The 26,665-nt window shown below is 72.9% G+C and carries 24 protein-coding genes; 14 read left to right on the forward strand and 10 right to left on the reverse strand.

Annotated elements, in window-relative coordinates:
* Window positions 1-115: 115 nt before the first annotated feature.
* A complete protein-coding gene (locus ACTHLI_RS04230; RefSeq protein WP_440181722.1) occupies window positions 116-3,283 on the reverse strand; it encodes an efflux RND transporter permease subunit in 3,168 nt (1,055 codons plus the stop codon).
* Between the two features lie 128 nt (window positions 3,284-3,411).
* On the opposite strand from ACTHLI_RS04230, the gene ACTHLI_RS04235 reads away from it, so the two are divergent.
* Window positions 3,412-5,523: an APC family permease gene (locus ACTHLI_RS04235; protein ID WP_440181723.1), complete on the forward strand. Its 2,112-nt coding sequence runs from the start codon at window positions 3,412-3,414 to the stop codon at window positions 5,521-5,523.
* Between the two features lie 205 nt (window positions 5,524-5,728).
* A complete protein-coding gene (locus ACTHLI_RS04240) occupies window positions 5,729-6,631 on the forward strand; it encodes a hypothetical protein (RefSeq protein WP_440181724.1) in 903 nt (300 codons plus the stop codon).
* Window positions 6,632-6,737: 106 nt separating this feature from the next.
* On the opposite strand, the gene ACTHLI_RS04245 is transcribed toward ACTHLI_RS04240, so the two are convergent.
* Window positions 6,738-7,934, reverse strand: a complete 1,197-nt coding sequence (locus ACTHLI_RS04245) for an NAD(P)-binding domain-containing protein (protein WP_440181725.1) — start codon at window positions 7,932-7,934, stop codon at window positions 6,738-6,740.
* A gap of 132 nt (window positions 7,935-8,066) precedes the next feature.
* On the opposite strand from ACTHLI_RS04245, the gene ACTHLI_RS04250 reads away from it, so the two are divergent.
* The gene (locus tag ACTHLI_RS04250; RefSeq protein ID WP_440181726.1) at window positions 8,067-8,237 is read left to right on the forward strand and encodes a DUF3073 domain-containing protein; all 171 of its coding nucleotides are present in this window, start codon (window positions 8,067-8,069) and stop codon (window positions 8,235-8,237) included.
* A 151-nt stretch (window positions 8,238-8,388) separates the two neighbouring features.
* Here the strand turns inward: ACTHLI_RS04250 and purM are convergent, their stop codons facing one another.
* A complete protein-coding gene (gene purM / locus ACTHLI_RS04255) occupies window positions 8,389-9,531 on the reverse strand; it encodes a phosphoribosylformylglycinamidine cyclo-ligase (protein WP_440181728.1) in 1,143 nt (380 codons plus the stop codon).
* 34 nt (window positions 9,532-9,565) lie between these two features.
* On the opposite strand from purM, the gene purF reads away from it, so the two are divergent.
* The 3 genes from purF (at window position 9,566) to ACTHLI_RS04270 (ending at window position 13,072) form a co-directional block, all read left to right on the forward strand.
* The gene (gene purF / locus ACTHLI_RS04260) at window positions 9,566-11,035 is read left to right on the forward strand and encodes an amidophosphoribosyltransferase (RefSeq protein WP_440181729.1); all 1,470 of its coding nucleotides are present in this window, start codon (window positions 9,566-9,568) and stop codon (window positions 11,033-11,035) included.
* Window positions 11,036-11,345: 310 nt separating this feature from the next.
* On the forward strand, window positions 11,346-12,260 hold the full coding sequence (locus ACTHLI_RS04265; protein ID WP_440181730.1) for a cation diffusion facilitator family transporter: 915 nt from the start codon (window positions 11,346-11,348) through the stop codon (window positions 12,258-12,260).
* Window positions 12,261-12,289: 29 nt separating this feature from the next.
* Complete coding sequence (locus ACTHLI_RS04270; protein WP_440181731.1) at window positions 12,290-13,072, forward strand: alpha/beta fold hydrolase; 783 nt, start codon at window positions 12,290-12,292, stop codon at window positions 13,070-13,072.
* Window positions 13,073-13,079: 7 nt separating this feature from the next.
* On the opposite strand, the gene ACTHLI_RS04275 is transcribed toward ACTHLI_RS04270, so the two are convergent.
* Complete coding sequence (locus ACTHLI_RS04275) at window positions 13,080-13,430, reverse strand: hypothetical protein (protein ID WP_440181733.1); 351 nt, start codon at window positions 13,428-13,430, stop codon at window positions 13,080-13,082.
* Window positions 13,427-13,798 (reverse strand): sterol carrier family protein, encoded by a 372-nt coding sequence (locus ACTHLI_RS04280; protein WP_440181734.1) that lies wholly within the window; start codon window positions 13,796-13,798, stop codon window positions 13,427-13,429. Before ACTHLI_RS04280 ends, ACTHLI_RS04275 begins: the two co-directional genes overlap by 4 nt.
* 41 nt (window positions 13,799-13,839) lie before the next feature.
* Here ACTHLI_RS04280 and purD point away from each other — a divergent pair, with 41 nt between their 5' ends.
* From purD to purQ, 5 genes are all read left to right on the forward strand, one after another.
* A complete protein-coding gene (gene purD, locus ACTHLI_RS04285) occupies window positions 13,840-15,105 on the forward strand; it encodes a phosphoribosylamine--glycine ligase (protein ID WP_440181735.1) in 1,266 nt (421 codons plus the stop codon).
* A complete protein-coding gene (locus ACTHLI_RS04290) occupies window positions 15,102-15,947 on the forward strand; it encodes a phosphoribosylaminoimidazolesuccinocarboxamide synthase (RefSeq protein ID WP_440181736.1) in 846 nt (281 codons plus the stop codon). The genes purD and ACTHLI_RS04290 overlap by 4 nt, the downstream gene beginning before the upstream one ends.
* 88 nt (window positions 15,948-16,035) lie before the next feature.
* Entirely contained in the window at window positions 16,036-16,896 is an 861-nt protein-coding gene (locus ACTHLI_RS04295) for a VOC family protein (protein WP_440181737.1), read from the forward strand.
* Window positions 16,897-16,905: 9 nt separating this feature from the next.
* Window positions 16,906-17,172 (forward strand): phosphoribosylformylglycinamidine synthase subunit PurS, encoded by a 267-nt coding sequence (gene purS / locus ACTHLI_RS04300; RefSeq protein WP_440181738.1) that lies wholly within the window; start codon window positions 16,906-16,908, stop codon window positions 17,170-17,172.
* Entirely contained in the window at window positions 17,169-17,867 is a 699-nt protein-coding gene (purQ, locus tag ACTHLI_RS04305) for a phosphoribosylformylglycinamidine synthase subunit PurQ (protein ID WP_440181739.1), read from the forward strand. Before purS ends, purQ begins: the two co-directional genes overlap by 4 nt.
* A 77-nt stretch (window positions 17,868-17,944) precedes the next feature.
* Here purQ and ACTHLI_RS04310 read toward each other — a convergent pair whose 3' ends face one another.
* Window positions 17,945-18,229, reverse strand: a complete 285-nt coding sequence (locus tag ACTHLI_RS04310) for a DUF2316 family protein (protein ID WP_440181740.1) — start codon at window positions 18,227-18,229, stop codon at window positions 17,945-17,947.
* A 167-nt stretch (window positions 18,230-18,396) separates the two neighbouring features.
* On the opposite strand from ACTHLI_RS04310, the gene purL reads away from it, so the two are divergent.
* The gene (gene purL, locus ACTHLI_RS04315; protein WP_440181741.1) at window positions 18,397-20,709 is read left to right on the forward strand and encodes a phosphoribosylformylglycinamidine synthase subunit PurL; all 2,313 of its coding nucleotides are present in this window, start codon (window positions 18,397-18,399) and stop codon (window positions 20,707-20,709) included.
* 57 nt (window positions 20,710-20,766) lie between these two features.
* On the opposite strand, the gene ACTHLI_RS04320 is transcribed toward purL, so the two are convergent.
* The 4 genes from ACTHLI_RS04320 to ACTHLI_RS04335 form a co-directional block, all read right to left on the reverse strand.
* The gene (locus tag ACTHLI_RS04320) at window positions 20,767-22,215 is read right to left on the reverse strand and encodes a DHA2 family efflux MFS transporter permease subunit (protein WP_440181748.1); all 1,449 of its coding nucleotides are present in this window, start codon (window positions 22,213-22,215) and stop codon (window positions 20,767-20,769) included.
* 56 nt (window positions 22,216-22,271) lie between these two features.
* The gene (locus ACTHLI_RS04325; protein ID WP_440181742.1) at window positions 22,272-22,871 is read right to left on the reverse strand and encodes a PadR family transcriptional regulator; all 600 of its coding nucleotides are present in this window, start codon (window positions 22,869-22,871) and stop codon (window positions 22,272-22,274) included.
* Window positions 22,872-22,934: 63 nt separating this feature from the next.
* A complete protein-coding gene (locus ACTHLI_RS04330; protein ID WP_440181743.1) occupies window positions 22,935-23,237 on the reverse strand; it encodes a chorismate mutase in 303 nt (100 codons plus the stop codon).
* A gap of 110 nt (window positions 23,238-23,347) precedes the next feature.
* Window positions 23,348-24,238, reverse strand: coding sequence for an NAD-dependent epimerase/dehydratase family protein (locus ACTHLI_RS04335; RefSeq protein ID WP_440181744.1), 891 nt, complete (start codon window positions 24,236-24,238; stop codon window positions 23,348-23,350).
* A gap of 83 nt (window positions 24,239-24,321) precedes the next feature.
* On the opposite strand from ACTHLI_RS04335, the gene ACTHLI_RS04340 reads away from it, so the two are divergent.
* The gene (locus ACTHLI_RS04340; RefSeq protein ID WP_440181745.1) at window positions 24,322-24,888 is read left to right on the forward strand and encodes a TetR/AcrR family transcriptional regulator; all 567 of its coding nucleotides are present in this window, start codon (window positions 24,322-24,324) and stop codon (window positions 24,886-24,888) included.
* 32 nt (window positions 24,889-24,920) lie between these two features.
* Window positions 24,921-26,665 (forward strand): cation:proton antiporter (locus tag ACTHLI_RS04345; protein WP_440181747.1); only part of this gene is annotated, 1,745 nt, incomplete at its 3' end.

The following is a 26,665-nucleotide window of genomic DNA, read 5'->3' on the forward strand; positions in this document are numbered from 1 at the left end:
GACCCTCCATGGTACCGCCGCGCCGATCGAGCACGACAGCAGGACCCACGAGCATCGGCAGGACAGGATCGCCGCCTGGGTCCTGCTCGTGCTCCTCAGTCCTGCTGACGTGCTCTCAGCGGCCGGCGGGGAGGGGTTCGCGGTCCCGGGCGGGAGCCGGTGCGTCCTTCCGGGATCGGCGCTCGTCGCGCCGCTCCCGCCGCCCCTCCACCAGGAAGTACAGGGTCGGCAGCACGATCAGCGTCAGCACCGTGGAGGAGACGAGGCCGCCGATCACCACGATCGCGAGCGGCTGCGAGATGAAGCCGCCGTGCCCGGTCAACCCGGAGGCCATCGGCACGAGCGCGAAGATCGTGGCGAGCGCGGTCATCAGGATCGGGCGCAGCCGGCGGGACGCGCCGTCGAGCACCGCGTTCCGCACCGTCTCGCCCTTCTCCCGGTACTGCCTGACCAGGTCGATGAGGACGATCGCGTTGGTCACGACGATGCCGACGAGCATGATCAGGCCGATCACCGACGCGACGCCGAGCGGGATCCCCGAGACGAGCTGCAGCAGGATCGCGCCGGTCGCCGCGAACGGCACCGACACGAGCAGCAGCAGCGGCTGCCGGAGGCTCCTGAACGTCGCGACCATGATCGTGTAGACGATCAGGATGGCGGCGAGCAGCGCGAGGAACAGCTGCTGGAACGCGGTCGTCTGATCGGAGGCGACGCCGCCGAGGGTCGCCGAGGCCCCGCCCGGCAGCGACAGGCCGTCGATCGCGCGCTGCACCTGCGCGATCGCGGCGCCCGTGTTCGTGCCCTTCGGCGTCGCGGTGACCGTCGCGCTCCTGGCGCCGTCGGTGCTCGTGATCGCGGCGGGCTCGGTGCTGAGCGACACGGTCGCGAGGCTCGACAGCTGCTTCGTGCCGGTCGGGGTCGGCACGTCCAGCCGCTTCAGCGCGTCGAGGGTGGTGGGCGGATCCTGCGCCTGGAGGTAGACGGTGATGCTGTCGTTGCCGACCGTGATCGAGCCGATGTCGGTCGGCTGGGTCTGCGCCGCGACGTACTGCGCAAGGGAGGCCTCCGTGTAGCCCGCCTGCGCGGCCTTGTCCGCGTCCACGCGGACGGCGAGGTACTGCTGGGTCGCGGTCAGGTCGCTCGTGGCCTGCGAGACGGACGAGAGGCTCCGCACCTTCGTGAGGATGCGTCCTGCCGCGGTGCTCAGGGCGTCCGGGTTGCCCGCGGTGATGTCCACCGTGATGTCGCTGGACGCGCCGAAGCCCTGGCCGGAGGTCACCTGGTACTCGCCCTGCGCGCCGCCGAGCCGGGTGCGGATCCGCTGCTGCAGCGCGTCCTGGTCCTGGTTCTCGTCGGTCGTCACGGAGTAGGTGATCTTGGAGCCCTGGCCGCCGACGAACGCGTCGCGGGCCGCGTTGCCGCTCGTGCCGATCGTGGCGCTGACCACCCGGACGCCGTCGATGGAGCGGAGGGTGCGGTCCACCGCGCGCGCATCGGCGGTCTGGACGTCGAGGCTCGTGCCGTCCGCCACGGTCTGCGTGACGGTGAGCGTGTTCTGCCCCGTCGAGCCGAGGTAGTTCGTCTGCAGCCGCGGCAGGAGGAGGACGGTGAGCCCGAGCACGACGAGCGCCGCGAGCACGGTCACCCACGGGTGACGCAGCGTGCCCGAGAGGATCGGGCGGTACGCGCGCTGGAGCGGCGGGAGGCGCTTCGCCGACTCCCGCTTGCTGCGTCCCGGCCGGAGGAACCAGTAGGAGAGGACCGGGACGATCGTCAGCGCCACCAGCAGCGAGGACGCGAGCGCGATCGTGACGGTGAGCGCGAACGGCCGGAACAGCTCGCCCGCGGTGCTCCCGACGAACGCGATCGGCAGGAACACGGCCACGGTGGTCGCCGTGGAGGCGGTGACCGCGCCGGCGACCTCCCGCACCGCCTCGAGGACGACGCGTCGCCGCGCGTCCGGGGCGATCCGCGCCCGGTCCTCGCGGTTGTTCGCGAACCCGGGGAACTCCTCCCGGAAGTGCCGCGCGATGTTCTCCGTGACGACGATCGAGTCGTCGACCACGCGCCCGATCGCGATCGTGATCGCGCCCAGGGTGAGGATGTTCAGGGAGTACTGCGCCGCCTGCATCCCGACGAGCGTGATCAGCACCGAGGTCGGGATGCTGATCGCGGTGACCAGGGTCGCCCGCACGCTGAGCAGGAACAGCAGGATCACGACGACGGCGAACAGCAGCCCGAGTCCGCCCTCCTGCAGCAGGGAGTCGATCGACTGGGTGATGAACGGCGCCTGATCGAACACCGGCGTGAACGTCCCGCCGGGGCCGAGCGCGCCCCGGAGGCCGGGCAGCGCGTCCGCCACCTCCTTCGAGACCTGGACGGTATTCGCGGCGGGCAGCTTCGTCACCGAGATCGTGAGGGCGGGCTTGCCGTTCACGAGCGCGACCGTGGTGACCGGGTCGTGCTCCTGCTGCACCGACGCGACGTCTCCGATGCGCGGCGGGCGGGAGAGCGAACCGCCCCGCGCGTTCCACTGCTGCTGCGTGACCCCGGCGAGGGGCAGCGCGGCGATGTCGCTCGCGCCGCCGAGCTCCGTGCCGATCTCGATCGAGCGGGTGCGCCCGTCCTGCGTGAGGCTGCCTCCCGGCACCAGGGCCCCGGACGCCTGCAGGGTCTGCGAGATGACCGACGGCTGCAGCCCGTGGTCCTTCAGCGCGTTCTTCGGCGTGATCGTGATGCGGGTGCCGGGCGCACCGGAGAGTGACGCCGCGCGGACCCCGGCGAGCTTCTCGAGCTTCGGGAGCACCGAGTCCTGCACGGCGGTCGCGAGCTCGGTCGTGGACGCGTCTCCGGTGACGGACAGGGCGACGATCGGCAGGTCGTCGAGGCTCCCGGCGACGACCTGCGGCGAGACGCCGGAGGGGAGGGAGGACTGCAGCGCGTTGATGGCGGCGCTGACCTTCTGCTCGGCGGAGTTCAGGTCGGTGCCGTACGCGAAGCTGATGCTGACGGTCGAGGTGCCCGTCGACGACCGCGCGGACGTCGTGTCGACGTCCTGGATGCCGCGCACGGCCTGCTCGATCGGCTTGCTCACCCGCTCCGAGACGATGGTCGGCGAGGCGCCCCGGTAGGTGGAGATCACGGCGAGCTGGGGCAGCTGGATGGACGGGATCAGCTCCTGCTTGAGCCCCGTCGTCGCGAGCACGCCGAAGAACGCCGCCACGACCGTGACCAGGGCGATCAGCGCGCGGTTGCGGAGACTGAACGCAGCGAAGAGGTGCACGGAGCCAGTATCCCTGACCGATCGGTCAACGCTGCGGCGGGACGAGGTCCCCAGCGACCCCGGAGGCACCTCCGGCGGTACGGGCGCCCGTGTTGACACGCCCGGGCCCGCGAGTACTCTCTCACCCCGTGACTTCGGCGGCCGACGGGGAGAGTCGTGGCGTCAAACGCCTGATCCTGGGCGAGAAACTGCCCTCGCACAAGCTCGAGGATCAGCTGCTCCCGAAGCACCTCGCGCTGCCGATCTTCGCCTCCGACCCGCTGTCGTCGGTCGCGTACGCACCGCAGGAGCTGCTGCTCATCCTGCTGCTCGGCGGCACCGCATTCCTCTCCTTCGCGCCATGGGTCGCCGCCGTGGTGGTGCTGCTGCTCACGGTGGTGGTGCTGTCCTACCGGCAGCTCATCAAGGCCTACCCGTCGGGCGGCGGTGACTACGAGGTCGCGCAGAAGAACCTCGGGGAGCGCCCCGCGCTCGTGGTCGCCTCGGCGCTGCTCGTCGACTACATCCTCACCGTCTCGGTGTCGGTCGCCTCGGGTGTGGACAACGTGATCTCCGCCCTGCCGCAGCTCGCCGGGATCCGGGTCGAGATGGCGCTCGCGATCGTGGTGGTGCTCGCGGCGGTGAACCTGCGGGGCGTGCGGGAGTCGAGCAAGGCGTTCGCGCTGCCGACCTACGTGTTCATCGCCTCGGTCGCGCTCATGGTCGTCGTCGCGCTCGCCAGGACCCTGCTCGGGCAGCCTCCCGTCGCCGAGAGCGCGCGCTACACCGTGCACGCGGACCAGGTGACCCAGGTCGGCATGGTGCTGCTCGTCCTGCGCGCCTTCGCGAGCGGCTGCTCCGCCCTGACGGGGGTCGAGGCGATCGCGAACGGGGTGCCCGCGTTCCGCCGCCCGAAGGTGAGGAACGCGCAGAAGACCCTCACCGCGATGGGCTTCATCGCCATCTGCCTGTTCGTCGGCCTGCTCGCCGTGGCGCTCATCGCCGGGGTGCACTACGCGGAGGAGCCCTGCTCGCTCATCGGCTGGACCGCGTGCGCGAGCGCGCCGCAGCCGAGCCTGATGGCGCAGGTCGCGGGCGCCACGTTCGGCGCCACCTCGCCCCTCTTCTACCTCGTGCAGGCGGCGACCGCGCTCGTGCTGCTGCTGGCCGCGAACACCGCCTTCAACGGGTTCCCCCTCCTCGGCAGCGTGCTCGCCCGCGACGGCTACGCGCCGAGGGCGCTGTCCACCCGCGGCGACCGCCTCATCTTCAGCAACGGCGTGATCGTCCTGTCGCTCGTCGCCGGACTGCTCCTGCTGATCTACCGGGCGAGCGTCTCCAACCTCATCCAGCTCTACATCATCGGCGTGTTCGTCTCGTTCACCCTCGGGCAGACCGGGATGGTGCGGCACTGGATCGGGCTGCTGCGGAGGAAGGCCCCCGACCGCAGCAACACGATCCGCAGCCTCGTCATCAACCTCGTCGGGGCGACCATGACGGCGACGGTGCTGGTGATCGTGACCATCACGAAGTTCACGCACGGCGCGTGGCTCGTCTTCGTGATCATGCCGATCCTGTGGTTCCTCATGCTCGGCGTGAACCGGTACTACCGCGACGTCGAGAAGGAGATCGAGGTCGACCCGCACACCACCTTCGGCGCGAAAGGCGACCACGCGATCGTGCTCGTCGGCCGGATGCAGAAGCCCGTGCTGAAGGCGCTCGACTACGCCATCGCCGCGAAGCACGACTCCCTGGAGGCCGTCCACGTCTCCATCGACGACGCCGCGACGAAGCGGCTCGAGGACGAGTGGGCGACGATGAACATCGCGGTGCCGCTCACGGTCGTGCCGTCCCCGTACCGCGACATCAGCGTGCCGCTGATCAAGTACGTGAAGGCGCACCGCGCGACCCACGGCGCCGAGGTCGTGACGATCTACACCCCGGTCTACGTCGTCGGCCACTGGTGGGAGCAGCTCCTGCACAACCACAAGGCCAGGCGGATCCGGCAGAAGCTGATGCTCGTGCACGGCGTGACGCTCGCGATCGTGCCGTGGCTGCTCGACTCCTCGCAGCTGATCTACGGCCGCCGCTCCCGCCCCATCCCCGGGCAGGACCGACGCGGCGAGCCGGTGCGGCCGCGGATGCCGGCGCGGCGGCACGTGCGGGAGTCCGAGGGCCGTGTCGCGCACGGCGGGGCCGATGCGGCGAAGGAGCTGCACACCGAGCCCCTCGACCAGCAGAAGGACCTCACCCCCCGCTGACCCCGCCCGCCCCTCCCGTCCGCGCCGTTCGCGGATCCGGAGTTCCTTCGCGGATCCGGAGTTCCTTCGCGACACGCCGCGGCGGAAGGGCTCGCGTCGGGGTGTCGGCGACTTCTTCCGGATCCGCGAGCTCCCGGGCCATCGGCGGCTCCTCCACAGGAGAGCCACGCGCCGGCGCGCGACGCGTGCTCCAGAGTCCTCGGCGATGGCCCGAGACGCCGCCCTCCTCATCGCGATCGCCCACGACGTGCTGCGCCGGCACGACGGGCTGGCCCCGCTCCGCGCGTTCGTCGCGGCCGGCCTGACAGGGCCGGACGTCGGGAGGCTCCGGCACCTCGGCGTGCTGCTGCGGCCGCGCATCGGCTGGTACCTGGATCCCGCTGCGCCGGCGACCGCAGTGCTCGCCGTCCGGACCGGCGGTCTGCTGGGCTGCGTCTCCGCAGCCGAGTCCTACGGCATCTTCATCCCTGAGGGCATGGAGGCGCGCATCCACGTCAGCCTGCCGCCGGACATCACCCGGATGCGCCGCTCGACGGACGCCTCGCGGCACGTGCACGCCGGGGACGACCCCGCTGTGCGACTGCACTGGGAGGCCAGGATCGAGCCGACCCGCGGGTGGCGGGTGTCGCCCGCGGACGCCATCCGGCAGATGGCCCACTGCACCTCGACCCGCTGGCTCACCGCGGCGGTCGACTCGGCTCGGAATGCGGCAGGGGGTCCGAGCGTCATGACGCCGGCGTCGACCGCGACCCTCCGCGCGGCGCTGCCGGCGAGCGCGGTCGCCGCGGTCGACCGCAGCGACGCACTCGCCGAGTCCGTCGGTGAGACGTTCCTCCGCCTCGAGACCCTGGACCGGCGCATGCCGTGGCGGAGCCAGGCGTGGATCACGCAGCTGTACCGGACGGACGGTCTCGTCGACGAATGGCTCCCGGTCGAGTCCGACGGCGTCAAGCACCACTCCGGGCAGGCCGTCGTGCGCGACCGTGAGCGCGACGCCGTCATCGCATACCTGGGCACGCCGCCCCTCCGGTTCACGCACAACGCCGCCGTGCGCGACACGGCCTACGTCGGCGACGTGATCGAGCAGGTCTGGCGCCGCGGTCGATGATTCGCGGATCCGGAAGAAGTCCGCGACACGCCGTCGGGAGGGGGCGTGCGCTCGGCGTGTCGCCGAGGATCTCCGGATCCGCGGGAGGACACCGGATCCGCGAAGGTCAGGCGTCGGTGAAGAAGCGGGCCATCAGCTGCGCGACGTGGTCCTGCGGGTCCGGCTCGCGGGGCACCTCGAGCACGGTCGGCGCGGAGTCGGGGGTCGCCTCGACCGGCATCGTCGTCTCGCCGAGCGCGGCGAAGACCTGCCGGGCGAGCGTCCGCCCGGCGCGGTTCGCGCCGATCGTGCTCGCCGTCGGGCCGTACCCGGCGAAGAAGATGCGCGGGTCGCGCTCCGCCGCACCGCTCGTGACCTGCACGCCGCCCGTCTTCTCGTGGAGGCGGAGGGGGCTGAGATGCCGGATGTCGGGGCGGAACCCGGTCGCCCAGACGATCGCGTCGATGCGCTCCCTCGAGCCGTCCGGCCAGACGACCGCCTCCCGCTCGAGGTGGTCGAACATCGGCCGGGGCGCCAGCACCCCGCGCTCGATCGCCGCCGCGATGCGGCGCGTCTTCTGCACGCCCGTGCCGGACACGATGGAGGGCAGCGCGCGGCCGGTGCGCGCGGCCGCGTCCTGCTGCTCGACCGCGTTCACCGCGGCCTCGAGGTCGAGCGTGCCCTGGTCGAGGTAGTCGATCGGGCGCCGCGTCGCCCAGAAGGTCTTGGCGGCGACGCCCTCGAGCTCGAGGAGGAAGCCGATCGCGGACGTGCCGCCGCCGACCACGAGCACGCGGAGGCCGGCGAAATCGCTCGCGTCCCGGTACGTGGAGGTGTGCACCTGCCGCCCGGTGAAGTCGCGGATGCCGCGGTAGTACGGCACGAACGGCGCGCCCCAGGTGCCGGTCGCGTTCACCACGACGCGCGTCGCGATCTCACCCGCGGTGGTGCGCACGACCAGCTCGGCGCCCCGGTCGTAGACGGCCGCGACCGCGACCGGTCGACGCACGTCCAGACCGAAGAACCGCTCGTAGTGCCCGTAGTACTCGGCGACGACGTCCCGGGCCGGGCGGCTCCGGTCGGCGGTCTCGAAGGTGATGCCCGCGCGCCGCATGCCCGGCAGGTCGTGCACCCGATGGGCGGATCCGAGGCGGAGCGCCTCCCACCGGTGCTGCCAGGCGCCGCCAGGGCCGGGCCCGCGGTCGAGCACGACCTGGTCCACGCCGCTGCGCACGCCGAGCCGCTGCAGGTAGTACGAGACGGACAGGCCGGCCTGGCCTCCACCGATCACCACCACGTCGACCCCAGCGGGTACCGCGACCACGGTCGTCCCCCTCCCCCGGCGCGAGCGCCGTCACCATCCTGCCGTAAGGGTGCGTGTTACGATGATGGCCAGTTTTCGCAATTCCGCCGCCAGCTCACCCGACGCGGCGACGTCAATGTGAGGGGGTCACGCATGGGGCGCGGCCGTCAGAAGGCGAAGCACACGAAGGTCGCCCGGGAGCTGAAGTACTTCAGCCCGGACACGAACTACAACGACCTCGAGCGCGAGTTGTCCGGACATTCCTCCGAAGCCCACTCGGGCTGGTCCGAGGACGACTTCGCCGAAGAGGACTCGCACCGCTGATCGCGGGCCGGCCTCGAGTTCGCGCGTCGACCAGCGGGAACGGCTCGCTCCAGTGCGTTGAGAGCACGTCGGCAGGCCGATCGCACTCGGGCAGGCTCCTCGCCGCCCTCATGGCCTGCCGAAGCGAGTGCAGCCTGCTGAGGTGCTGGACTCAGGCGGCGTAGGCGCCGACGAGGCGCACCGCGCCGCCCTCGACGCCCTTCGCGCCGTGCACGTAGGAGTCGTCGGCCTCGCCGGTCCCCACCTCGCCCACCTGCCAGGTGCGGACGCCCGCCGCGGTCAGGCCCGCGGCGACCGCGGCGGCGGCCTCCGGCGCGACGACGGCGAACATGCCGATACCGAGGTTCCAGGCGCCCTCCACGTCCCCGAGCGGGAACCCGCCCAGGTCGGCGAGCACGGAGAACACCGGAGGCGGCGTCCACGTCGATCGGTCGAGGTCCACGCGGACGCCCTGCGGCAGCACGCGGGCGAGGTTCGCGGCGAGCCCGCCGCCCGTCACGTGACCGAGCGCGTGGACCGCACCGCCCTGCGGCCCGTCGAGCACGTCGAGCAGATCCGCCGTGTACAGCCTCGTCGGCTCGAGCAGCGCCTCTCCGAGCGAGGTGCCGTAGTCCTCGATCCGGGTGTCGTAGCGGAGCCCCGCCTCCCGCACGATGCGGCGGACGAGCGAGTAGCCGTTGCTGTGCAGCCCGGAGGACGCGAGCGCGAGCACCGCGTCGCCCGCCCGGACCCGGCCTGCGCCGAGCAGGCGGTCCGCCTCGACGACGCCCACGGCCGCGCCCGCGACGTCGTAGTCGTCCGGCGCGATCAGATCGGGGTGCTCCGCGGTCTCCCCGCCGACCAGCGCCGTCCTCGTCGCGGCGCACGCGCGCGCGATGCCGTCGACGATCGCCGCGATGCGCTCCGGGACCACCCGCCCGCAGGCGATGTAGTCGGTCATGAAGAGCGGCGCGGCCCCGACGACGACGATGTCGTCGACCACCATGCCCACGAGGTCCTGCCCGATGGTGTCGTGCTTGTCGAGCGCCTGGGCGATCGCGATCTTCGTCCCCACGCCGTCGGTGGAGGTGGCGAGCACGGGTTTCGTGTACCGCAGCAGCGCGGACGCGTCCCAGAGGCCGGCGAACCCGCCGACCCCGCCGAGCACCTGCGGACCGTGCGTCGCGGCGACGGAGCGCTTCATCAGCTCGACGGCGGTGTCGCCCGCGCGGGTGTCCACCCCGGCGGCGGCGTACCGGTCGAGGTGGGTCTCGGCACGAGGCCCGACCGCCGGGTGGGAGGATGGCGGCTGCACCACTCGAGCCTAGGCCAGGGGGATCTCTACCCGAATGTGCGGCATCGTCGGCGTCTCCGCCGCCCAGCCGGTCAACCAGCTCATCTACGACGCGCTGCTGCTGCTGCAGCACCGCGGTCAGGATTCGACTGGCATCGCGACCGATGAGGGCGGCTCCTTCCACATGGTCAAGGTGAAGGGCCAGGTCCGGGAGGCCTACCGCACCCGCGACATGCGCACCCTCCTCGGCAGCACCGGGCTCGGGCACGTCCGCTACGCGACCCGCGGTTCCGCGGCGAGCGAGCAGGAGGCGCAGCCCTTCTACGTGAACGCCCCCTACGGGATCCTCCTCGTGCACAACGGCAACCTCACGAACGTGCGGGAGCTGCAGCAGGACCTGTTCCACGTCGACCGGCGCCACCTCAACAGCGACTCGGACACCGAGCTGCTCGTGAACGTGCTCGCGAACGAGCTGCAGTCGCAGCTGTCGGGCCTCGAGCTCGACCCCGAGCAGGTCTTCACGGCCGTGCGCCGCGTGCACGAGCGGGTGGAGGGCTCCTACGCCGCGATCGCCCTGATCGCCGGCCGCGGCCTGCTCGCCTTCCGCGACCCGTTCGGCATCCGGCCCCTGACGCTCGGCAGGAGGAGTGCGGACCACCTGCCGGGGGTCCAGCGGGACGAGTGGATGGTCTCCTCCGAGTCCCTCGTGCTCGAGAGCAACGGGTACGAGATCGTGCGCGACATCGCACCGGGCGAGGCGGCGTTCATCACGCCCGACGGCGAGCTGCACCTGCAGCAGTGCGCCGAGCACCCCCGGCTGGTGCCGTGCTCGTTCGAGTACGTGTACCTCGCCCGCCCTGACTCGACGATGTCCGGCATCTCCGTCTACGACGCACGCCTCCGCCTGGGCGACCGGCTCGCGGACACCGTCGCGCAGTACACGCCCATGGGCGACATCGACGTAGTGATGCCGATCCCCGACTCGGCCAGGCCCTCCGCCATGCAGCTCGCGCAGCGCCTCGGGATCACCTACCGGGAGGGGTTCTACAAGAACCGGTACGTCGGCCGGACGTTCATCATGCCCGGACAGGCCGTGCGCAAGAAGAGCGTGCGGCAGAAGCTGAACGCGCTCGGCACCGAGTTCAAGGGCAAGAACATCCTGATCGTCGACGACTCGATCGTGCGCGGCACGACGAGCAAGGAGATCGTCGACATGGCGCGCGCCGCGGGGGCCAACAAGGTCACCTTCGCCTCCGCCGCCCCTCCGGTGCGCTACCCGCACGTCTACGGCATCAACATGCCCACCCGGCGCGAGCTCATCGCCTCGGGCAGGAGGATCCCGGAGATCGCCCGCGAGCTCGGCGCCGACCACCTCATCTACCCGGAGGTCGACGACATGCGGGACGCGATCCTCGAGGGCTCGGGGCTCACCGAGCTCGAGATGAGCTGCTTCACGGGCGAGTACGTGACCGGCACCGTCGACGACGAGTACCTGCGCTGGGTGGAGGCCAACCAGCTCTCCTGACGCGCCGTCACCCGTTCTGGGGAGGGAAACACGGGGACAGACAGGTCGTTCTGTCCCCGACCGGTGTTATGGTCTATGCGGCGGTACCCACCGTCGCACTACCCGATGACCGACAGGTCCGAGCGCCCATCCCCCGGGGCGCGCGGGCCGGCAGGACCCGACTTCCCCCGCATGGGTCCGCGCCGAGGTCTCCCGGATGATGACGCCGGGCAGCGATTCCCCCGCAACGCTGCCCGGCGTCTTTCCGTGCGCGCAGGGCGCGCCTCCTGAACCGGTGCCGATCGCCGTCCTGCTGCCGCAGACTTGGGCGATGCACGATCACGAGCACGCGCACGGCGCCGGAGCCGGCGTCCGGGCGCTCGCGGTCGTGCTCGGGATCACGACCGCCGTGCTCGTGGCGGAGGTCGTCGGCGCGACCCTCACCGGCAGCCTCGCGCTGCTCGTCGACGCCGCGCACGTGCTGACCGACGTGCTCGGCCTGGGGCTCGCCCTCACGGCGGCCCGGCTCGCGGGACGCGCCGCGACACCGCGGCGCACCTACGGCTGGGCCAGGGCGGAGGTGCTCGGCGCGGCCGCGCAGGCCGCCGTCCTGCTCGGCGTCGGGCTGTTCGTGGCCGTCGAGGCCGTGCAGCGCTTCGTCGCACCGGCGGAGGTCCCCGGTCCGGCGCTGCTCGTCTTCGGCGTCATCGGACTGGCGGGCAACGCGGCCTCCTTCCTGGTGCTCCGCCACGCGGGCGCCGCCGACCTGAACAGTCGCGCGGCGCGGCTCGAGGTCCTGAACGACGCGCTCGGCTCGATCGGCGTGCTCGTCGCGGGCGTCGTGATCGCCCTGACGGGCTGGACCCGAGCCGACGGCGTCGCCGCGCTCGTCATCGGCGCGCTCATCGTGCCCCGCACGCTGCTGCTGCTCAGGGACGCCGTGGACGTCCTGCTCGAGTCCGTGCCGAGGGGCCTCGACCTCGACGAGCTGCGCACCCACCTCCTCGAGCAGCAGCACGTGCTCGCCGTCCACGACCTGCACGTCACGCGCGTCTCCTCCTCCCTGCCGGTGCTGTCCGCCCACGTGGTCGTCGACTCCGGGTGCTTCCGCGACGGCTCGGCACCCGCGGTGCTCGACGCGCTGCAGCACTGCGTGGCGGCGCACTTCCCGGTCTCCGTCACGCACTCGACGTTCCAGCTCGAGCCGCCCGCGCACACCGAGCACGAGGCCGACACCCACGCGTGAGCGCGGGCGGTGAGGGAGGATCGGGCGCTGTGAGCCTCCTGCCGCCCGCCGCCAGGCCGAAGCGCGTGATCGCGCCCGACGGCGTGCCGATCGCGACGTACGACCTGGGCGAGGAGGACGCGCCGGTGGTGGTGGCGGTGCACGGGTTCGCGTCGTCGGCGTACGCGAACTGGATCGCGACGGGGTGGGTGCGCGAGCTGAACCGGGCCGGGTACCGGGTGCTCGCCCTGGACCAGCGCGGGCACGGCGACAGCGGGAAGCCGCACGACGCGGCCGCGTACTCGATGGACCTGCTGGTGCAGGACGTGCAGACGGTGCTCGACACCTACCTGGTCGACGAGGCGGCGTACGTCGGCTACTCGCTCGGCGCCCGCGTCGGCTGGCACGCGGCGCTCGGCGGCGAGCGCACGATCACGCGCGCGGTGCTCGGCGGCATCCCCGACGGTGACCCGTTGACCCGCTTCCGGGTCGACGAGGCGACGGCGTACGTGGAGCACGGCGAGCCGGTGCGGGACCGATTGACGCGGGCCTACCTGACGATGGCGGAGGGGATCCCCGGCAACGACCTGACCGCGCTCGTGGCGCTCGTGGCGGGGATGCGCGGGGGCGAGCAGCCCGACCCGGCGAACCCGCCGCAGCAGCCCGTGCTGTTCGCGACCGGCGCCCTGGACCCGATCCTCCCGGCCTCCGAGCGGCTCGCGGCCGCCGCGCCGCAGGGCGAGTTCTTCGCGATCCCGGGCAGGAACCACTTCAACGCCCCGACGGCGGGCACGTTCCGCACCCGCGCGCTCGAGTTCCTCCGGGCGGGCTGAGCGGCGCTCAGGAGGAGCGGTCCTCCGTGGGCTGGTGGACGGCGTCCGGTTCGGGCGCGGGCTCCTGCGCCTCCTGCGGCCGCTCCGAACCCGTCCGCTCGGCGTCGACCACTCGGGCGCGACGTTCGGACACGCGGTCGAGCACCAGGGCCACGACGCCGCCGAGGAGCGCACCGAGCGGGGCCAGGATCAGGATCAGGAACCCGATCGCCTGTGCCTTCGGCATCGTCGCGTCCGCCGGCGTCGCGTTCACCGCGACGATCGCGGCGATGGCGCCGAGCGCGGCGCCAAGCAGGAGGAAGACGCCGATCTTCGGGCTGCGGCGCACCCGGACCTGACGACGCTGCGGCTCGCTCATCGGGCCACCCTCGAACGCCAGACGGGCAGCCGACCGGACAGGTCGGCGCGGGATCCGGACGCCTGCACGGCGCCCGCGGCGACCGCGTCCGACCACCCGCGGCGTCCGGTAGCGACCTGGAGCCAGACGGCGGGCGCCATCTCGACGACGTTCGGCGGCGTGCCCCTGGTGTGCTGCAGCCCCTCGATGCACTGGACGGCGCCGTACGGCGGCACCCGCACCTCCACCGCACCGCCGGGGTACCGCTCCGCGAACACCTGCAGCAGGTACCGGACCGCCGTCGCGGTCACCGAGCGGTCCGCGTCCCCCGCGACCGCGGCGGTGACCGCCTGGTCGCCCTCGCCGTCCTGGATCCGTGCTCGCGCCACAGACGAGAACGGTACGCGGCCTCACGGGTAGATTCGGCGCCGTGCGGATCCTGATCATCGGCTCCGGTGCGAGGGAACACGCGATCGCTCGCGCCCTCGCGTCCGAGGAGGACGGGCACGACCTCGTCGTCGCCCCCGGCAACGCGGGCATCGCCGCGATCGCCCGGCTCGAGCCGGTCGCCGCGACCGAGCCCGCCTCGGTCGTCGCGCTCGCCGAGCGCATCGGCGCCGAGCTCGTCGTGATCGGCCCGGAGGCTCCGCTCGTCGCGGGCGTCGCGGACGCGCTGCGGGAACGCGGCATCCCGGTGTTCGGGCCCGACCGCGCGGCCGCCGCGCTCGAGGGCAGCAAGGCCTTCGCCAAGCGCGTGATGGCGGCGGCCGGCGTCCCGACCGGGCGCGCGGTCGACGTGCTCACCGCCGGCGCGCTCGACGCGGCCCTCGACGCCACCGGGTCCCCCTACGTGGTCAAGGCCGACGGGCTCGCCGCGGGCAAGGGCGTGCTCGTCACCGAGGACCGGGCCGCCGCCCGCGCGCACGCGCTCCGGTGGCTCGAGACCGGACCGGTGCTGCTCGAGGAGTTCCTCCGGGGGCGCGAGGTCTCGCTCTTCTTCATCAGCGACGGCACCGTCGCGCTGCCGCTCAGCCCGGCGCAGGACTTCAAGCGCCTGCAGGACGGCGACGTGGGGCCGAACACCGGCGGCATGGGCGCCTACTCCCCCCTCCCGTGGCTGCAGGCGGCGTTCGGATCCGAGGCGGCCTTCGTCGAGCAGGTGCGGGCCACCGTCGCGGAGCCGGTGATCGCTCGGCTCGCCGCGGAGGGCACCCCGTTCCAGGGCCTGCTCTACTGCGGGCTCGTGGTGGACGGCACGAGCGTCAAGGTCATCGAGTTCAACGCGCGGTTCGGGGACCCCGAGACGCAGATCGTGCTCCCCCGCCTCGCCTCGCCCCTCTCCCCCCTCCTGCGCGGAGCGGCGATCGGGGCGCTCGGCGACGTGCCGGCACCGGCGTTCCTGCCGGACGCCGCGGTCGGCGTGGTGCTGGCGAGCGCCGGCTACCCGGACGAGCCGACCACCGGCGCGGTCCTCACGGGGCTCGACGAGGCGGAGTCACTGCCCGGCGTCCACGTCGACCACGCGGCGACCGCGCTCGATGGGGACCGGCTCGTCGCCTCCGGCGGCCGGGTGCTCAGCGTCGTCGGCACGGGCGAGGACGTCGCCGCTGCGCGGGCGGCCGCCTACCGGGGCGTCGCGGCGATCGGGTTCCCGGGCGCGCAGCTGCGGACCGACATCGCCGAGGGGATCGCATGAAGCTGCCGGGCTACACCTTCGTCACCGCGGGCAAGGTCCGCGACCTCTACGCGCCGGATGGGCGGGAGGACCTGCTGCTGCTCGTCGCCGACGACCGGGTCAGCGCGTTCGACCAGGTGCTCTCGCGGCCCGTCCCTGGCCGCGCCGCGCTGCTCACGCGGCTCACCCGGTGGTGGTTCGAGCAGCTGCCCGACGTGCCGAACCACCTGGCCGACGGCGAGGTCGCGGTGCCTCCGGAGGTCGCGGAGCGGGCGATGCTCGTCCGCAGGCTCTCCATGCACCCGGTGGAATGCGTCGTGCGCCAGGTCGTCACGGGCAGCGGCTACGCCGAGTACCGGCGGGTCGGCGCCATCAGCGGGGTGCCGCTGCCGGCGGGGCTCGAGGACGGCGACCGGCTGCCCGAGCCGATCTTCACGCCCGCGTACAAGGCCGAGCTCGGTGCGCACGACGAGAACATCCCGTTCGAGCGGGTGGTGGAGCTCGTCGGGGCGGGCACGGCCGCAGCGCTCCGGGAGACGTCGCTCGACATCTTCCGCAGGGCGAGCGCCGTCGCGGACGCGAAGGGCGTCCTCCTCGCGGACACGAAGTTCGAGTTCGGCGACGACGAGTCTGGCCGGCTCACGCTCGCCGACGAGGTCCTGACGCCGGATTCGAGCCGGTACTGGGACGCGGCCGCGTACGCGGAGGGCCGCCGGGGCGTCAGCTTCGACAAGCAGATCATCCGCGACTGGCTCTCCGCCCACTGGGACGGGCACGGCGAGCCGCCCGACCTGCCGGACGAGATCGTGCAGCGCACCGCCGACCGCTACCGCGAGCTCGTCGACCGCATCACCTCCCCCTGACGCCCCTTCGTCGTTCAGGAGATTCGCGCCGATCGCGGCCGTTTCTCCTGAACGACGAAGGAGGTTGTTGATGCGTCATACTTCTGGGATGACGGATGGGCTCGCGGCCGCGACCGCGATGGGCGCGGTGACGCTCGACGTCGCGGACCTCGACGCGATGACGCGCTACTACGTCGACGGGATCGGGCTCGAGGTCATCGCGACCGGACCCGGCGAGGTGGTCGTCGGACGCGGCGGCGTGCCGTCGCTCGTGCTCCGGCACGCGGCCGCGCTGCGACATGCACCGCGCTCCGCAGCGGGCCTGTTCCACACCGCCGTGCTGTTCGACTCGCGGTCCGCCCTCGCCGCGGCGGTCGCCTCCGTCGCGACCGCGTACCCCGCGTCCTTCACCGGATCGAGCGACCACCTCGTCTCGCAGGCGTTCTACTTCGACGACCCGGAGGGGAACGGCGTCGAGCTCTACTGGGACCGGCCCCGCGCCGAGTGGCGGTGGGACGGCGGGGCGGTGCGGATGGCGACGCTGCCCCTGGACCCGAACGCGTTCCTCCGGGAGCACCTGCAGCAGGAGGCGCCGCCCGCCGGCACGGCCGAGGTGGGCCATGTGCACCTGAAGGTGGGCGACATCGCCACCGCGAAGCGGTTCTACGTCGACGTCGTGGGCTTCGCGGTGACGGCCCGCTTCGGCGAGCAGGCGCTGTTCGTGTCGGCGGGCGGGTACCACCACCACGTGGGCATGAACACCTGGCAGAGCCTCGGCGCGGGCCCCCGGACGCCCGCGCTCGGCCTGGGCCAGGTCGCGATGCGCCTGCCCGACGCCGATGCGCTCGGCGCCCTCGGCGATCGGCTCCGCACGGCGGGGATCGCCGTGCAGGACGACGGCCGGGAGCTCGTCTTCGCCGACCCGTGGCGCAACGCGGTCCGCGCCACGGCCGCCCGAGGCGATCGGTAGGCTCGCGGCGTGCCGGTGATCGTCGTCGAGGTCATGCCCAAAGCCGAACTGCTGGACCCCCAGGGGAAGGCGGTCGCTGGAGCGCTGCAGCGGCTCGGCAGGACCGGGTTCACCGGCGTGCGCGTCGGCAAGCGCTTCGAGCTGCACGTCGACGGGCCGGTGACCGAGGCCGCGCTCGCGGACGCCCGCGACGTCGCGGAGCACCTCCTCGCCAACCTCGTCATCGAGGACGTCGTGGCCGTCTACGAGCAGCAGGACGCGGAGGTGCCCGCGTGACCAGGGTCGGGGTCGTCACCTTCCCCGGTTCGCTCGACGACGGCGACGCGCGCCGTGCGGTGCGGCTGGCCGGTGCGGAGCCGGTGCGGCTCTGGCACGGCGACCACGACCTGCAGGACGTCGACGCCGTGGTGCTGCCCGGCGGCTTCAGCTACGGCGACTACCTCCGCTGCGGTGCGATCGCCGCCCTCTCGCCGATCATGACGGAGGTCGTCCAGGCGGCGGAGGCGGGTCTGCCGGTCCTCGGGATCTGCAACGGCTTCCAGATGCTCACCGAGGCGCACCTGCTGCCGGGCGGCCTGGTGCGGAACGATCACGGCGCGTTCGTGTGCCGGGATCAGCGCCTCCGCGTCGAGCACACCGGCACGGCGTGGACCGGCGCCTTCACCGCGGGCGAGGAGATCGTGGTCCCCCTGAAGAACGGGGAGGGCGGTTTCGTCGCGGACGCGCAGACCGTCGAGCGCCTGGAGGGCGAGGGTCGGGTGGTGTTCCGCTACGTAGGCGTCAACCCGAACGGCTCGGTCGGCGACATCGCCGGCATCGCGAACGAGCGCGGCAACGTCGTCGGCCTGATGCCGCACCCGGAGCACGCGGTCGAGCCGGGCTTCGGCCCGGACACGGCCCAGGCGATGCGCTCGGGGGTCGACGGCCTCCGCGTCTTCCGCTCCGCGCTGGAGTCCGTGCTCGCCGCCTGACCCGCGCTCCCGCGAAGTCCACCCCCGCGCGACTGCTCCACCCGCTCGAGCCGGTGGAGCAGTCCTCGAGCGGTGGATCAGGGCAGCGGGAACCAGGGCGACGCGGCCGCGCGCGCCTCGTCGGTCAGGACCGTGAACGGCACGGGCTGCCGTCCCGCAGCGCGCACCAGCACCACCAGCCGGTCGCGGAGGAGCCAGACGTCCTCCGGCCGCGACCGCGGTGAGACGTGCATCGCCTCCCGGAACTCGTGCGCGTCGAGGTCGGTGTCGGCGCGCAGGTGGGACTCGGTGACGCCCGCCAGCTGCAGATTCGCGCGCAGCTCCTCCGCGGTGCGGTGCCGCTGCTCGGCGCTCAAGGACATCGTCGTCCCTCCCTTGCGGCGTCGCTCGACGTCACGCGGTCCTTCTTACCCCTCCGGGATGGGCGGACCTCCCGCGGGCCGGTGGAGGCACCGCGGGGCGCGGCGGGGGTGCCGCGCGAGGCGGAGGCCGCACAGGAGGGCTGCGGGGCCCCGTAGGCTCGGTGGACGTGACGAGCGAGGCGCCCGCGGGACACGTCGATTCGATCGAGCGGGCGGCGGCGACGCCCGATCGGGAGCAGCCGTATGCGGCGCTCGGGCTCACCGACGACGAGTACGCGCGCATCCGGGAGCTGCTCGGCCGGCGCCCCACGTCGGGGGAGCTCGCCATGTACTCGGTCATGTGGAGCGAGCACTGCTCGTACAAGTCGAGCAAGAAGTACCTCCGCATCTTCGGCGACAAGGTGACGCCGAAGATGCGCGAGCACCTCATGGTCGGCATGGGCCAGAACGCCGGCGTCGTCGACATCGGCGGCGGCTGGGCGGTGACGTTCAAGGTCGAGAGCCACAACCACCCCTCCTACATCGAGCCCTTCCAGGGCGCGGCGACCGGGGTCGGCGGCATCGTGCGCGACATCATCGCGATGGGCGCGCGCCCGGTCGCGGTGATGGACCAGCTGCGCTTCGGGGACCTCGCGGAGGCGGACACGCTGCGCGTCGTCCACGGGGTCGTGGCGGGCATCGCCCACTACGGCAACTGCCTGGGCCTGCCGAACATCGGCGGCGAGACGGTGTTCGACCCGGTGTACCAGGGCAACCCGCTCGTGAACGCGCTCGCGGTCGGGGTGCTGAAGCACGAGGACCTGCGGCTCGCGAACGCGACGGGCGCCGGGAACAAGGTCGTGCTGTTCGGCGCGCGGACCGGAGGCGACGGGATCGGCGGCGCCTCCATCCTCGCCTCCGACACCTTCTCCGCCGGCGGCCCGACGAAGCGACCGGCCGTGCAGGTCGGCGACCCGTTCGCAGAGAAGGTGCTCATCGAGTGCTGCCTCGAGCTCTTCCACGGCGGTCTCGTGGAGGCCATCCAGGACCTCGGCGCCGCGGGCATCAGCTGCGCGACGAGCGAGCTGGCCGCGAACGGCGACGGCGGCATGCGCGTCGACCTCGACGCGGTGCTGCTGCGCGACCCCACGCTCACGGCGGAGGAGATCCTCATGTCGGAGAGCCAGGAGCGGATGATGGCGATCGTCCGCCCCGAGCAGCTGGAGGGCTTCCTCGCCGTCACCGGCAAGTGGGACGTCGAGACGAGCGTGCTCGGCGAGGTCACCGACACCGGGCGCCTGGAGATCACCTGGCGCGGCGAGACCATCGTCGACGTCGACCCCACGACGGTCGCCGTCGACGGCCCCGTGTACGACCGGCCCGTCGAGCGCCCGGCCTGGATCGACGCGCTGCAGGCCGATACGGCGGCGGCGCTGGCCCGTTCGAACGACGGCCCGGAGCTGCGCGAGCAGCTGCTCGCCGTCCTCGCCTCCCCCTCCCTCGCCTCGCCCGGCTGGATCACCGACCAGTACGACCGCTACGTGCTCGGCAACACCGCGCTGTCCTTCCCCGACGACGGCGGCATGATCCGCGTCGACGAGACGACGGGCCGCGGGGTGGCGATCGCCACCGACGCGAACGGCCGGTACGCGCTGCTCGACCCGCGGGTCGGGGCGCAGCTCGCGCTCGCGGAGGCGTACCGCAACGTCGCCGTCACCGGGGCGACGCCGCTCGCGGTGACCGACTGCCTCAACTTCGGCGCACCGACGAACCCCGAGGTGATGTGGCAGCTCGCGGAGGCGGTCGACGGGCTGGCCGACGCGTGCCTCGCGCTCGAGGTGCCCGTGACCGGCGGCAACGTGTCGCTCTACAACCAGACCGGCTCGACCGCGATCCATCCGACGCCGGTCGTCGGCGTGCTGGGCACGATCGACGACGTCGCGGCACGCATCCCCTCCGGGTGGCAGGACGACGGCCTGAACCTGTACCTGCTCGGCGTCACCGCACTCGAGCTCGACGGCTCGGCGTGGGCCGGTGTCGTGCACGAGCACCTGGGCGGCCGGCCCCCTGCCCCGCGGCTCGAGGCCGAGCGCGACCTCGCCGGGCTGCTCGCCGCCGCAGCCGAGGAGGGGCTCGTCTCCGCCGCGCACGACCTCGGCGAGGGCGGCCTCGCCCAGACGCTCGCGGAGGGGGTGCTCCGCTTCGGCGTGGGCGCCAGGGTCTGGCTCGGCGACGTGGAGGAGCGCGACGGCGTGGACACCGCGACCGCGCTCTTCAGCGAGTCCACGGCCCGCGTGCTCGTCGCCGTGCCGCGGGAGGAGGACGTGAAGTTCGTCGGGCTGTGCGCCGGCCGTCGCGTCCCGGCGCTGCGGATCGGCGTCACCGACGCGGAGAGCGGCGTGCTCGAGGTGCAGGACGAGTTCGAGATCCCGATCGCCGAGCTGCGGGAGACCTACGAGGGCACGCTGCCCGCGGCGCTGGGGCCGCGCGTCGGCGCCTGATCCGCCGGGTTCCGGAGGTGGGAGGACGTCGGGGCCTCCCACCTCCGGGGCGGGACCTCAGGCGCCCGAGGTGACGCCGGTCGGCGCCGCCGGAGCCTGGTGCTGCGGCGCCGACCAGGCGGCTGCCCGGGGTCGGACGAAGAACGCGACCGCGACCGCACCCACGAGGACGACGATCGCCGGCAGGAGCAGCGACTGCGCCATCGCGTGCGTGAAGCCCGCCTGGAGCGCGGAGGGCAGGCGACCGGCGAAGGACAGCCCTCCGGTGCCGGTCTCTCCTCCTGGCAGATCCGCCGCCAGCCGCGCCTGGATGAGGACCGCGATGGCGGCGCTGCCGATGACGCCGCCGATCTGACGGGTCGTGTTGTAGATGCCCGAACCCGCGCCGGCCTGCCGCTGCGGCAGGCCGCGGGTGGCGGTGCTCGAGACGGGCGACCAGGTGAGCGCGTTCGCGAGCCCGAGCACGACGGAGGGCAGGAGGAGGACGCCCCACGGCACCGCCGGGTCGAGCAGCGCGGCGTACAGGAACGTCGCCACGCTGAAGAGCACGAGCCCCGACACGGCGAGCAGGCGCGGGTGGACGCGATCGACCAGCCGCCCGACGACCGGGGCGAGCCCGATGTTGACGACGGCCATCGGGGCCAGCATCAGCGCGGACTGCGTCGGTGTCATGCCGCGGACCACCTGGAAGAAGAACACGAGCGGCAGCGAGAAGGTCGTCACGGTGAAGCCGAGCGCGCTGATCGCGATGTTCGCCAGGGAGAAGTTGCGGTCCCGGAAGAGCTCGAGCGGCACGAGCGGCTCCTGCCGCGTGAAGCGCTGCTGCACGACGAAGGCCACCAGCACGACGGCTCCCGTCACGATCAGGCCCCAGACGGAGATCGGACCGGCGATGACCCCCCAGTCGTAGGTCTCTCCCTCCTGCAGCCCGAACACGAGCAGGAACAGCCCGACCGCGGAGAGCAGGACGCCGAGCAGGTCGAACCGATGCGGGTGCGTCGGCAGGTTCGGGACGAACCGCAGCGCGAGGACGAATCCGATCACGCCGATCGGGACGTTCACGAAGAAGATCCACTCCCAGCCGAGCCCGTCGACGAGCAGGCCGCCGGCGATCGGCCCGACCAGGGTGGCCACACCGGCCGTCGCGCCCCAGAGCCCGAGCGCCGCGCCGCGCTTCTCGGGCGGGACGATGCGCGTGATGACCGCCATGCTCTGCGGCGAGATGAGCGAGCCGCCGAAGCCCTGCACCGCGCGCGCCGCGATCAGCGCGCCGATCGACCCGGCGAACCCGCACCAGAACGACGCGAGCGTGAAGATCACGAGCCCCGCGAGGTAGAGCCGCTTCGGACCGAAGCGGTCGCCGAGCCGCCCGGTGATCAGAAGGGGGACGGCGAAGGCGAGCAGGTAGGCGCTCGTCGCCCAGATGACGGAGTCGATGTCCGTGTGGAGGCCGCGGAGGATCGCGGGGTTGGCGACCGACACGATGGTGCTGTCGATCAGGATCATGAAGAAGCCGATGATGAGCGACCACAGGGCCGGCCACGGCTTCACGTCGGTGTCGTTCACGACGCAGGGGTTCCTTCCGTGTTGGAAGCCGGCCCGGCGGGGTCCGGCCAGTCGATGTCGCGCTCGCGGATGCGGCGGATCAGGTCCTCGAGCCAGCTGCGCTCGGCCGCGAGCGTCGCGCGCTCGTAGTCGAGGTCGATGACGAAGCGCTCGGCGACGGAGCGGGCGGCGGTGCGCTCGAGGGCCTCCGTCATCGCCGCCTCGTCGCCGCGGAGCTGCACGATCCGTCGCTCGACGAGGGCGATCGCCTCCGCTGCCGGCAGGTTGTGCATCTCGGCGATCGCGACGCGGAACGTCGGGTACTCGTTCTGGGGCACCGCGACGGCGCTGCGCACCCACTGCTGCAGCTCGGCCCGGCCGTCCTGGGTGATCTCGTAGGTCGTGCGCTCGGGGCGGTTGCCGGCCCGCTCCGTGCCGGTCGCGCGGACGAGCCCCCGCTCTCGGAGGCGATCGACCGTGTGGTAGAGCGTGCCCGGCCGCACCTTGACCCGTTGGTCGTCGCCCCGCGCGATGAGCAGCTGGAACATCTCGTAGGGATGCATCGCCCGCTCGGTCAGCAACCCGAGCGCGGCGACCGCGAGCGTCGAGAGCGCCACACATCCTCCACGTCGATTATTCCACCTGGAATAATACCGATGAGGACGCGACCCGCAAGGGCGTCAGCGCCGGGCGGCGTCCTCCGCGATGCGCTCGTGGTGATGGATCACCTCGGCGACGATGAACGCGAGGAACGCCTCCGCGAACGCCGGGTCCAGGTGGGACTCCTCCGCGAGGGCGCGGAGGCGGTCGATCTGCTCGCGCTCCCTCGCCGGATCCGCGGGCGGCAGCCCCGCCGTCGCCTTCAGGTGCCCGACCCGCTGCGTGCACTTGAAGCGCTCGGCGAGCAGGTGCACGAGCGCCGCGTCGATGTTGTCGATGCTGGCCCGCAGCGACTGGAGCTCGGCGGCCTCGTCCTCGGTCATGCTCCGACCCTACGGGCAGGCCCGAAGCCGCCATGCACGCTGCGGGGGCCCTCCGCGGCTGTCGGGGCGGCGCGCACCGCCCCGACAGCCGCGTGGGGCCTCCGGAGCGGTCAGGAGGTGTACGCGCCGGACGCCAGGTCGTCGAGCAGGGTCGGCCCCGTCGGCGTCCAGCCGAGCAGGCGCTGCGTCGCCGCGCTCTCCGCGCGCATGTCGAGGCCCCAGAAGCGGCCGATCCAGCCGAACGCCGACTCGGCGTCCTCCGGTGCGACCTGCCGGACCGGCACACCGAGCCCTCGCCCGATCGCCGCGGCGACCTCGGCGGTCGGCACGCCGAGCTCGGCGACGATGTGCAGCGCGGTGCCGGCGGGAGCCCGTTCCAGCCCCAGCGCCACGGCCCGGCCTGCGTCCGAGACGTGGACCGCCGCCCAGGCGTTGGTCCCGTCCCCGATCGTCCCGGCGAAGCCGTGCTCGCGCGCGGCCTGCGCGATGACCGCGATGAAGCCGTGGTCGCCTGTGCCGTGGACCGTCGGCGCGAAGCGGAGGCTCACGGCGGCCAGCTCCGGCACCGCGTCGAGCGCGAGGTTCTCGGTACCGCCCCGCGGCGACTCGGGCCCCCGGAAGGGGGAGCGGTCGGACTCCGTCGCCGGACGGTCCGCGGCGAGCCCCGCGACGCCCGACGCGAGCAGGAACGGCTTCCCGGTGCCCGACAGCGCCTCCGCGAACGTCTCGACCGCGGCGCGCTCGGCGCGGGCCGTGCCGACCGGGTCGCTCCAGTCGTGCTTGTTGGCGAGATGCACGACCGCATCCGCCTCGATGGCCGCGGCCCGCAGCGCAGCGAGGTCGTCGAGGTCGCCGCGGCGCGCGGTGGCGCCCTTCGCCTCGATCGACGCCGCAGCGGCCTCCGACCGCGCGAGGCCGACGACCTCGTGCCCCCGCTCGAGCAGGGCGTCGACGGCGGCCGATCCGATCCATCCGGATGCTCCGGTGAGGAACACGCGCATGAGTTCTCCTTCTCCAGTCCATGTCAGGAACTGCCATCACCATACGCCTGATGTCAGGGACTGTCGTGAGTACGCTTGGCCGCATGGTGCGCTGGGAGCCGGGGGCGAAGGAGCGGCTGCAGGTCGCCGCCCTCGACTTGTTCGTCGAGGGTGGCTACGAGCAGACGACGGTCCAGGACATCGCGGCTGCGGCGGGCCTCACCGAGCGCACCTTCTTCCGGCACTTCGCCGACAAGCGCGAGGTGCTCTTCGCCGGCGGCGCGGAGTACCGGGCGACCTTCGTCGACGGCGTGCTGAACGCCCCGGATGGGCTCGGCGCGTTCGACTACGTGCGGGCCGCGCTCACCGCCGCGGCGGGGTTCTTCGCGCCCGAGCGCCGTCCGTGGTCGCGCAAGCGGCAGCGGGTCATCGACGCGAATCCGGCGCTGCTCGAACGCGAGTCCCTCAAGCGCGCCGCGCTGGGTGAGGCGATCGCCGGGGCGCTGCGCGACCGCGGCGTGCAGGACCCGGACGCCCGGCTCGCCGCCGAGACGGGCGTCGTGGTGTTCCACACGGCCTTCACGCAGTGGATCGCGGAGGGCGAGGAGCGCACCCTGCTCGAGGTCGAGCAGGAGGTGCTGGACCGGCTCACGGCGATCGTCCCCGCCTGAGCGCGCGGAGGTGCCCCCGGTAGGTTGGTGGTGTGAAGGCCGTCCTGCACGACCTCCCCCTCCACGAGGTCGTCCCCCTCTACGAGGTCGTCGGCGTGGTCGCGATCGCCGTGATCGTCACCGTCGCCGCCTTCGCGCGCCGCCTCGGCATCGCGGCGCCGATCCTCCTGGTCCTCGTGGGCGTCGGGCTCTCCTACCTACCCGGACTGCCCGCCATCGAGGTCCAGCCGGCGTTCGTGCTCGACCTGCTGCTGCCGCCGATCCTCTACGCGGCGGCCATCCGGCTGCCCTTCGTCGACTTCCGCCGCAACATCGGCACGATCGTCAGCCTGTCCGTGGTCCTCGTCGTCGTGACGGCCTTCGGCACGGGGTTCGCGCTGTACGACGTGCTCACCCACCTCAACCTCGCGGCCGGCATCGCGCTCGGCGCGGTGCTCAGCCCTCCCGACGCGGTCGCCGCCACCGCCGTCGGCCGGCGCCTCGGCCTGCCTCCGAGGATCCTCACGGTGCTCGAGGGCGAGGGGCTCGTCAACGACGCGACGGCGCTGGTGCTGTTCAGCACCGCGAGCGCGATCGCGATCGGCACCCAGCAGGGCGACCCGCTGATGATCGCGGGCGACTTCGGCTTCGCCGTCGTGGTCGCCGTGGGGATCGGGCTCCTCGTCGGGTTCGTCACCGTCGCCGTCCGCTCGCGCCTCGAGGACCCGGTGCTCGCGACAGCGATCTCACTCGCGGTCCCCTTCCTCGCCTTCGCGCCCGCGCAGGCCGCCGGCGCCTCCGGTGTCCTCGCCGTCGTGGTGTCGGGGCTCTACACGGGCTACGCCAACCCGGGCTCCTTCTCGGTCGTCACGCGGACCAGCGACCGGATCAACTGGAGCACCATCCAGTTCATCCTGGAGAACGCGGTCTTCCTGCTCGTCGGCCTGCAGGTGCGCAGGCTCGTGGAGGCGGTGAACGCCGACCCCTCGATGTCCCTCGAGGAGACGGTCGTCATCGGGCTGCTCGCCACCGCGCTGCTCATCGCGCTGCGCTTCCTCTGGGTGGGGCCGCTGATCCTGCTGCTCCGGCTTCGGGAGCAGCACGCCGAGGCGTCGACGCTCCGCGCGCTGCTCTTCCTCCAGCATCGGCTGACCCAGTCGACGCACGGCAGGGTGCGCCGCAGGATCACGCTCCTCCGACGGCGGTACGCCCGGCGCCGCGCGGACCTCGAGCAGCTGCGCAGCCAGACCCTGGACTGGCGCAGCGGGGTGGTGCTCGGGTGGAGCGGCATGCGCGGCGTGGTGACGCTCGCGGCGGCGCAGTCGCTGCCGAGCCAGGTCCCCTACCGACCGCAGCTCGTGCTGATCGCCTTCATCGTCGCCGTCGCCAGCCTGCTGCTGCAGGGGGCGACGCTGCCCGCGCTCATCCGCGTGCTGCGCATCGACGGGATCGACGAGGCGGCCGACCAGCGCCAGCTCGCCGCGCTGCTCGACGAGCTGAGCTTCCACGGCCTCGCCGTGCTCGACGACCCCGGCTCCTCCGTCGCGGGCATGACCGACGTGGACCCGGAGATCATCGAGCGCGTGCGGCAGACCTCCTACCTGCGGGCCGAGGCCGCGTGGGAGCGGGGCCACAGCGAGGGGCTGCCGCTCGAGGCCACGCCGCACCGGCTGTTCCGGCGCCTCCGGCTGGCCGTCGTGGAGGCGGAGCGGGAGCACCTGCTGGAGCTCAGACGGCTCGGGGTGTACCCGCCGCGCATCGAGGACCGCGCGCAGGCGCTGCTCGATCTCGAGGAGAC

Origin of the sequence: Amnibacterium sp. (assembly GCF_051956055.1) — a bacterium.
Classification (GTDB): domain Bacteria; phylum Actinomycetota; class Actinomycetes; order Actinomycetales; family Microbacteriaceae; genus Amnibacterium.

Excerpts from the sequence above, each read along its gene's own strand:
- ACTHLI_RS04240 (WP_440181724.1), top strand. The coding sequence starts at position 5,729 with ATGGCCCGAGACGCCGCCCTCCTCATCGCGATCGCCCACGACGTGCTG.
- ACTHLI_RS04250 (WP_440181726.1), top strand. The coding sequence starts at position 8,067 with ATGGGGCGCGGCCGTCAGAAGGCGAAGCACACGAAGGTCGCCCGGGAG.
- purF (WP_440181729.1), top strand. The coding sequence starts at position 9,566 with ATGTGCGGCATCGTCGGCGTCTCCGCCGCCCAGCCGGTCAACCAGCTC.
- ACTHLI_RS04265 (WP_440181730.1), top strand. The coding sequence starts at position 11,346 with ATGCACGATCACGAGCACGCGCACGGCGCCGGAGCCGGCGTCCGGGCG.
- ACTHLI_RS04275 (WP_440181733.1), bottom strand. The coding sequence starts at position 13,430 with ATGAGCGAGCCGCAGCGTCGTCAGGTCCGGGTGCGCCGCAGCCCGAAG.
- ACTHLI_RS04290 (WP_440181736.1), top strand. The coding sequence starts at position 15,102 with ATGAAGCTGCCGGGCTACACCTTCGTCACCGCGGGCAAGGTCCGCGAC.
- ACTHLI_RS04295 (WP_440181737.1), top strand. The coding sequence starts at position 16,036 with ATGACGGATGGGCTCGCGGCCGCGACCGCGATGGGCGCGGTGACGCTC.
- ACTHLI_RS04310 (WP_440181740.1), bottom strand. The coding sequence starts at position 18,229 with ATGTCCTTGAGCGCCGAGCAGCGGCACCGCACCGCGGAGGAGCTGCGC.
- ACTHLI_RS04320 (WP_440181748.1), bottom strand. The coding sequence starts at position 22,215 with ATGATCCTGATCGACAGCACCATCGTGTCGGTCGCCAACCCCGCGATC.
- ACTHLI_RS04330 (WP_440181743.1), bottom strand. The coding sequence starts at position 23,237 with ATGACCGAGGACGAGGCCGCCGAGCTCCAGTCGCTGCGGGCCAGCATC.
- ACTHLI_RS04335 (WP_440181744.1), bottom strand. The coding sequence starts at position 24,238 with ATGCGCGTGTTCCTCACCGGAGCATCCGGATGGATCGGATCGGCCGCC.
- ACTHLI_RS04340 (WP_440181745.1), top strand. The coding sequence starts at position 24,322 with ATGGTGCGCTGGGAGCCGGGGGCGAAGGAGCGGCTGCAGGTCGCCGCC.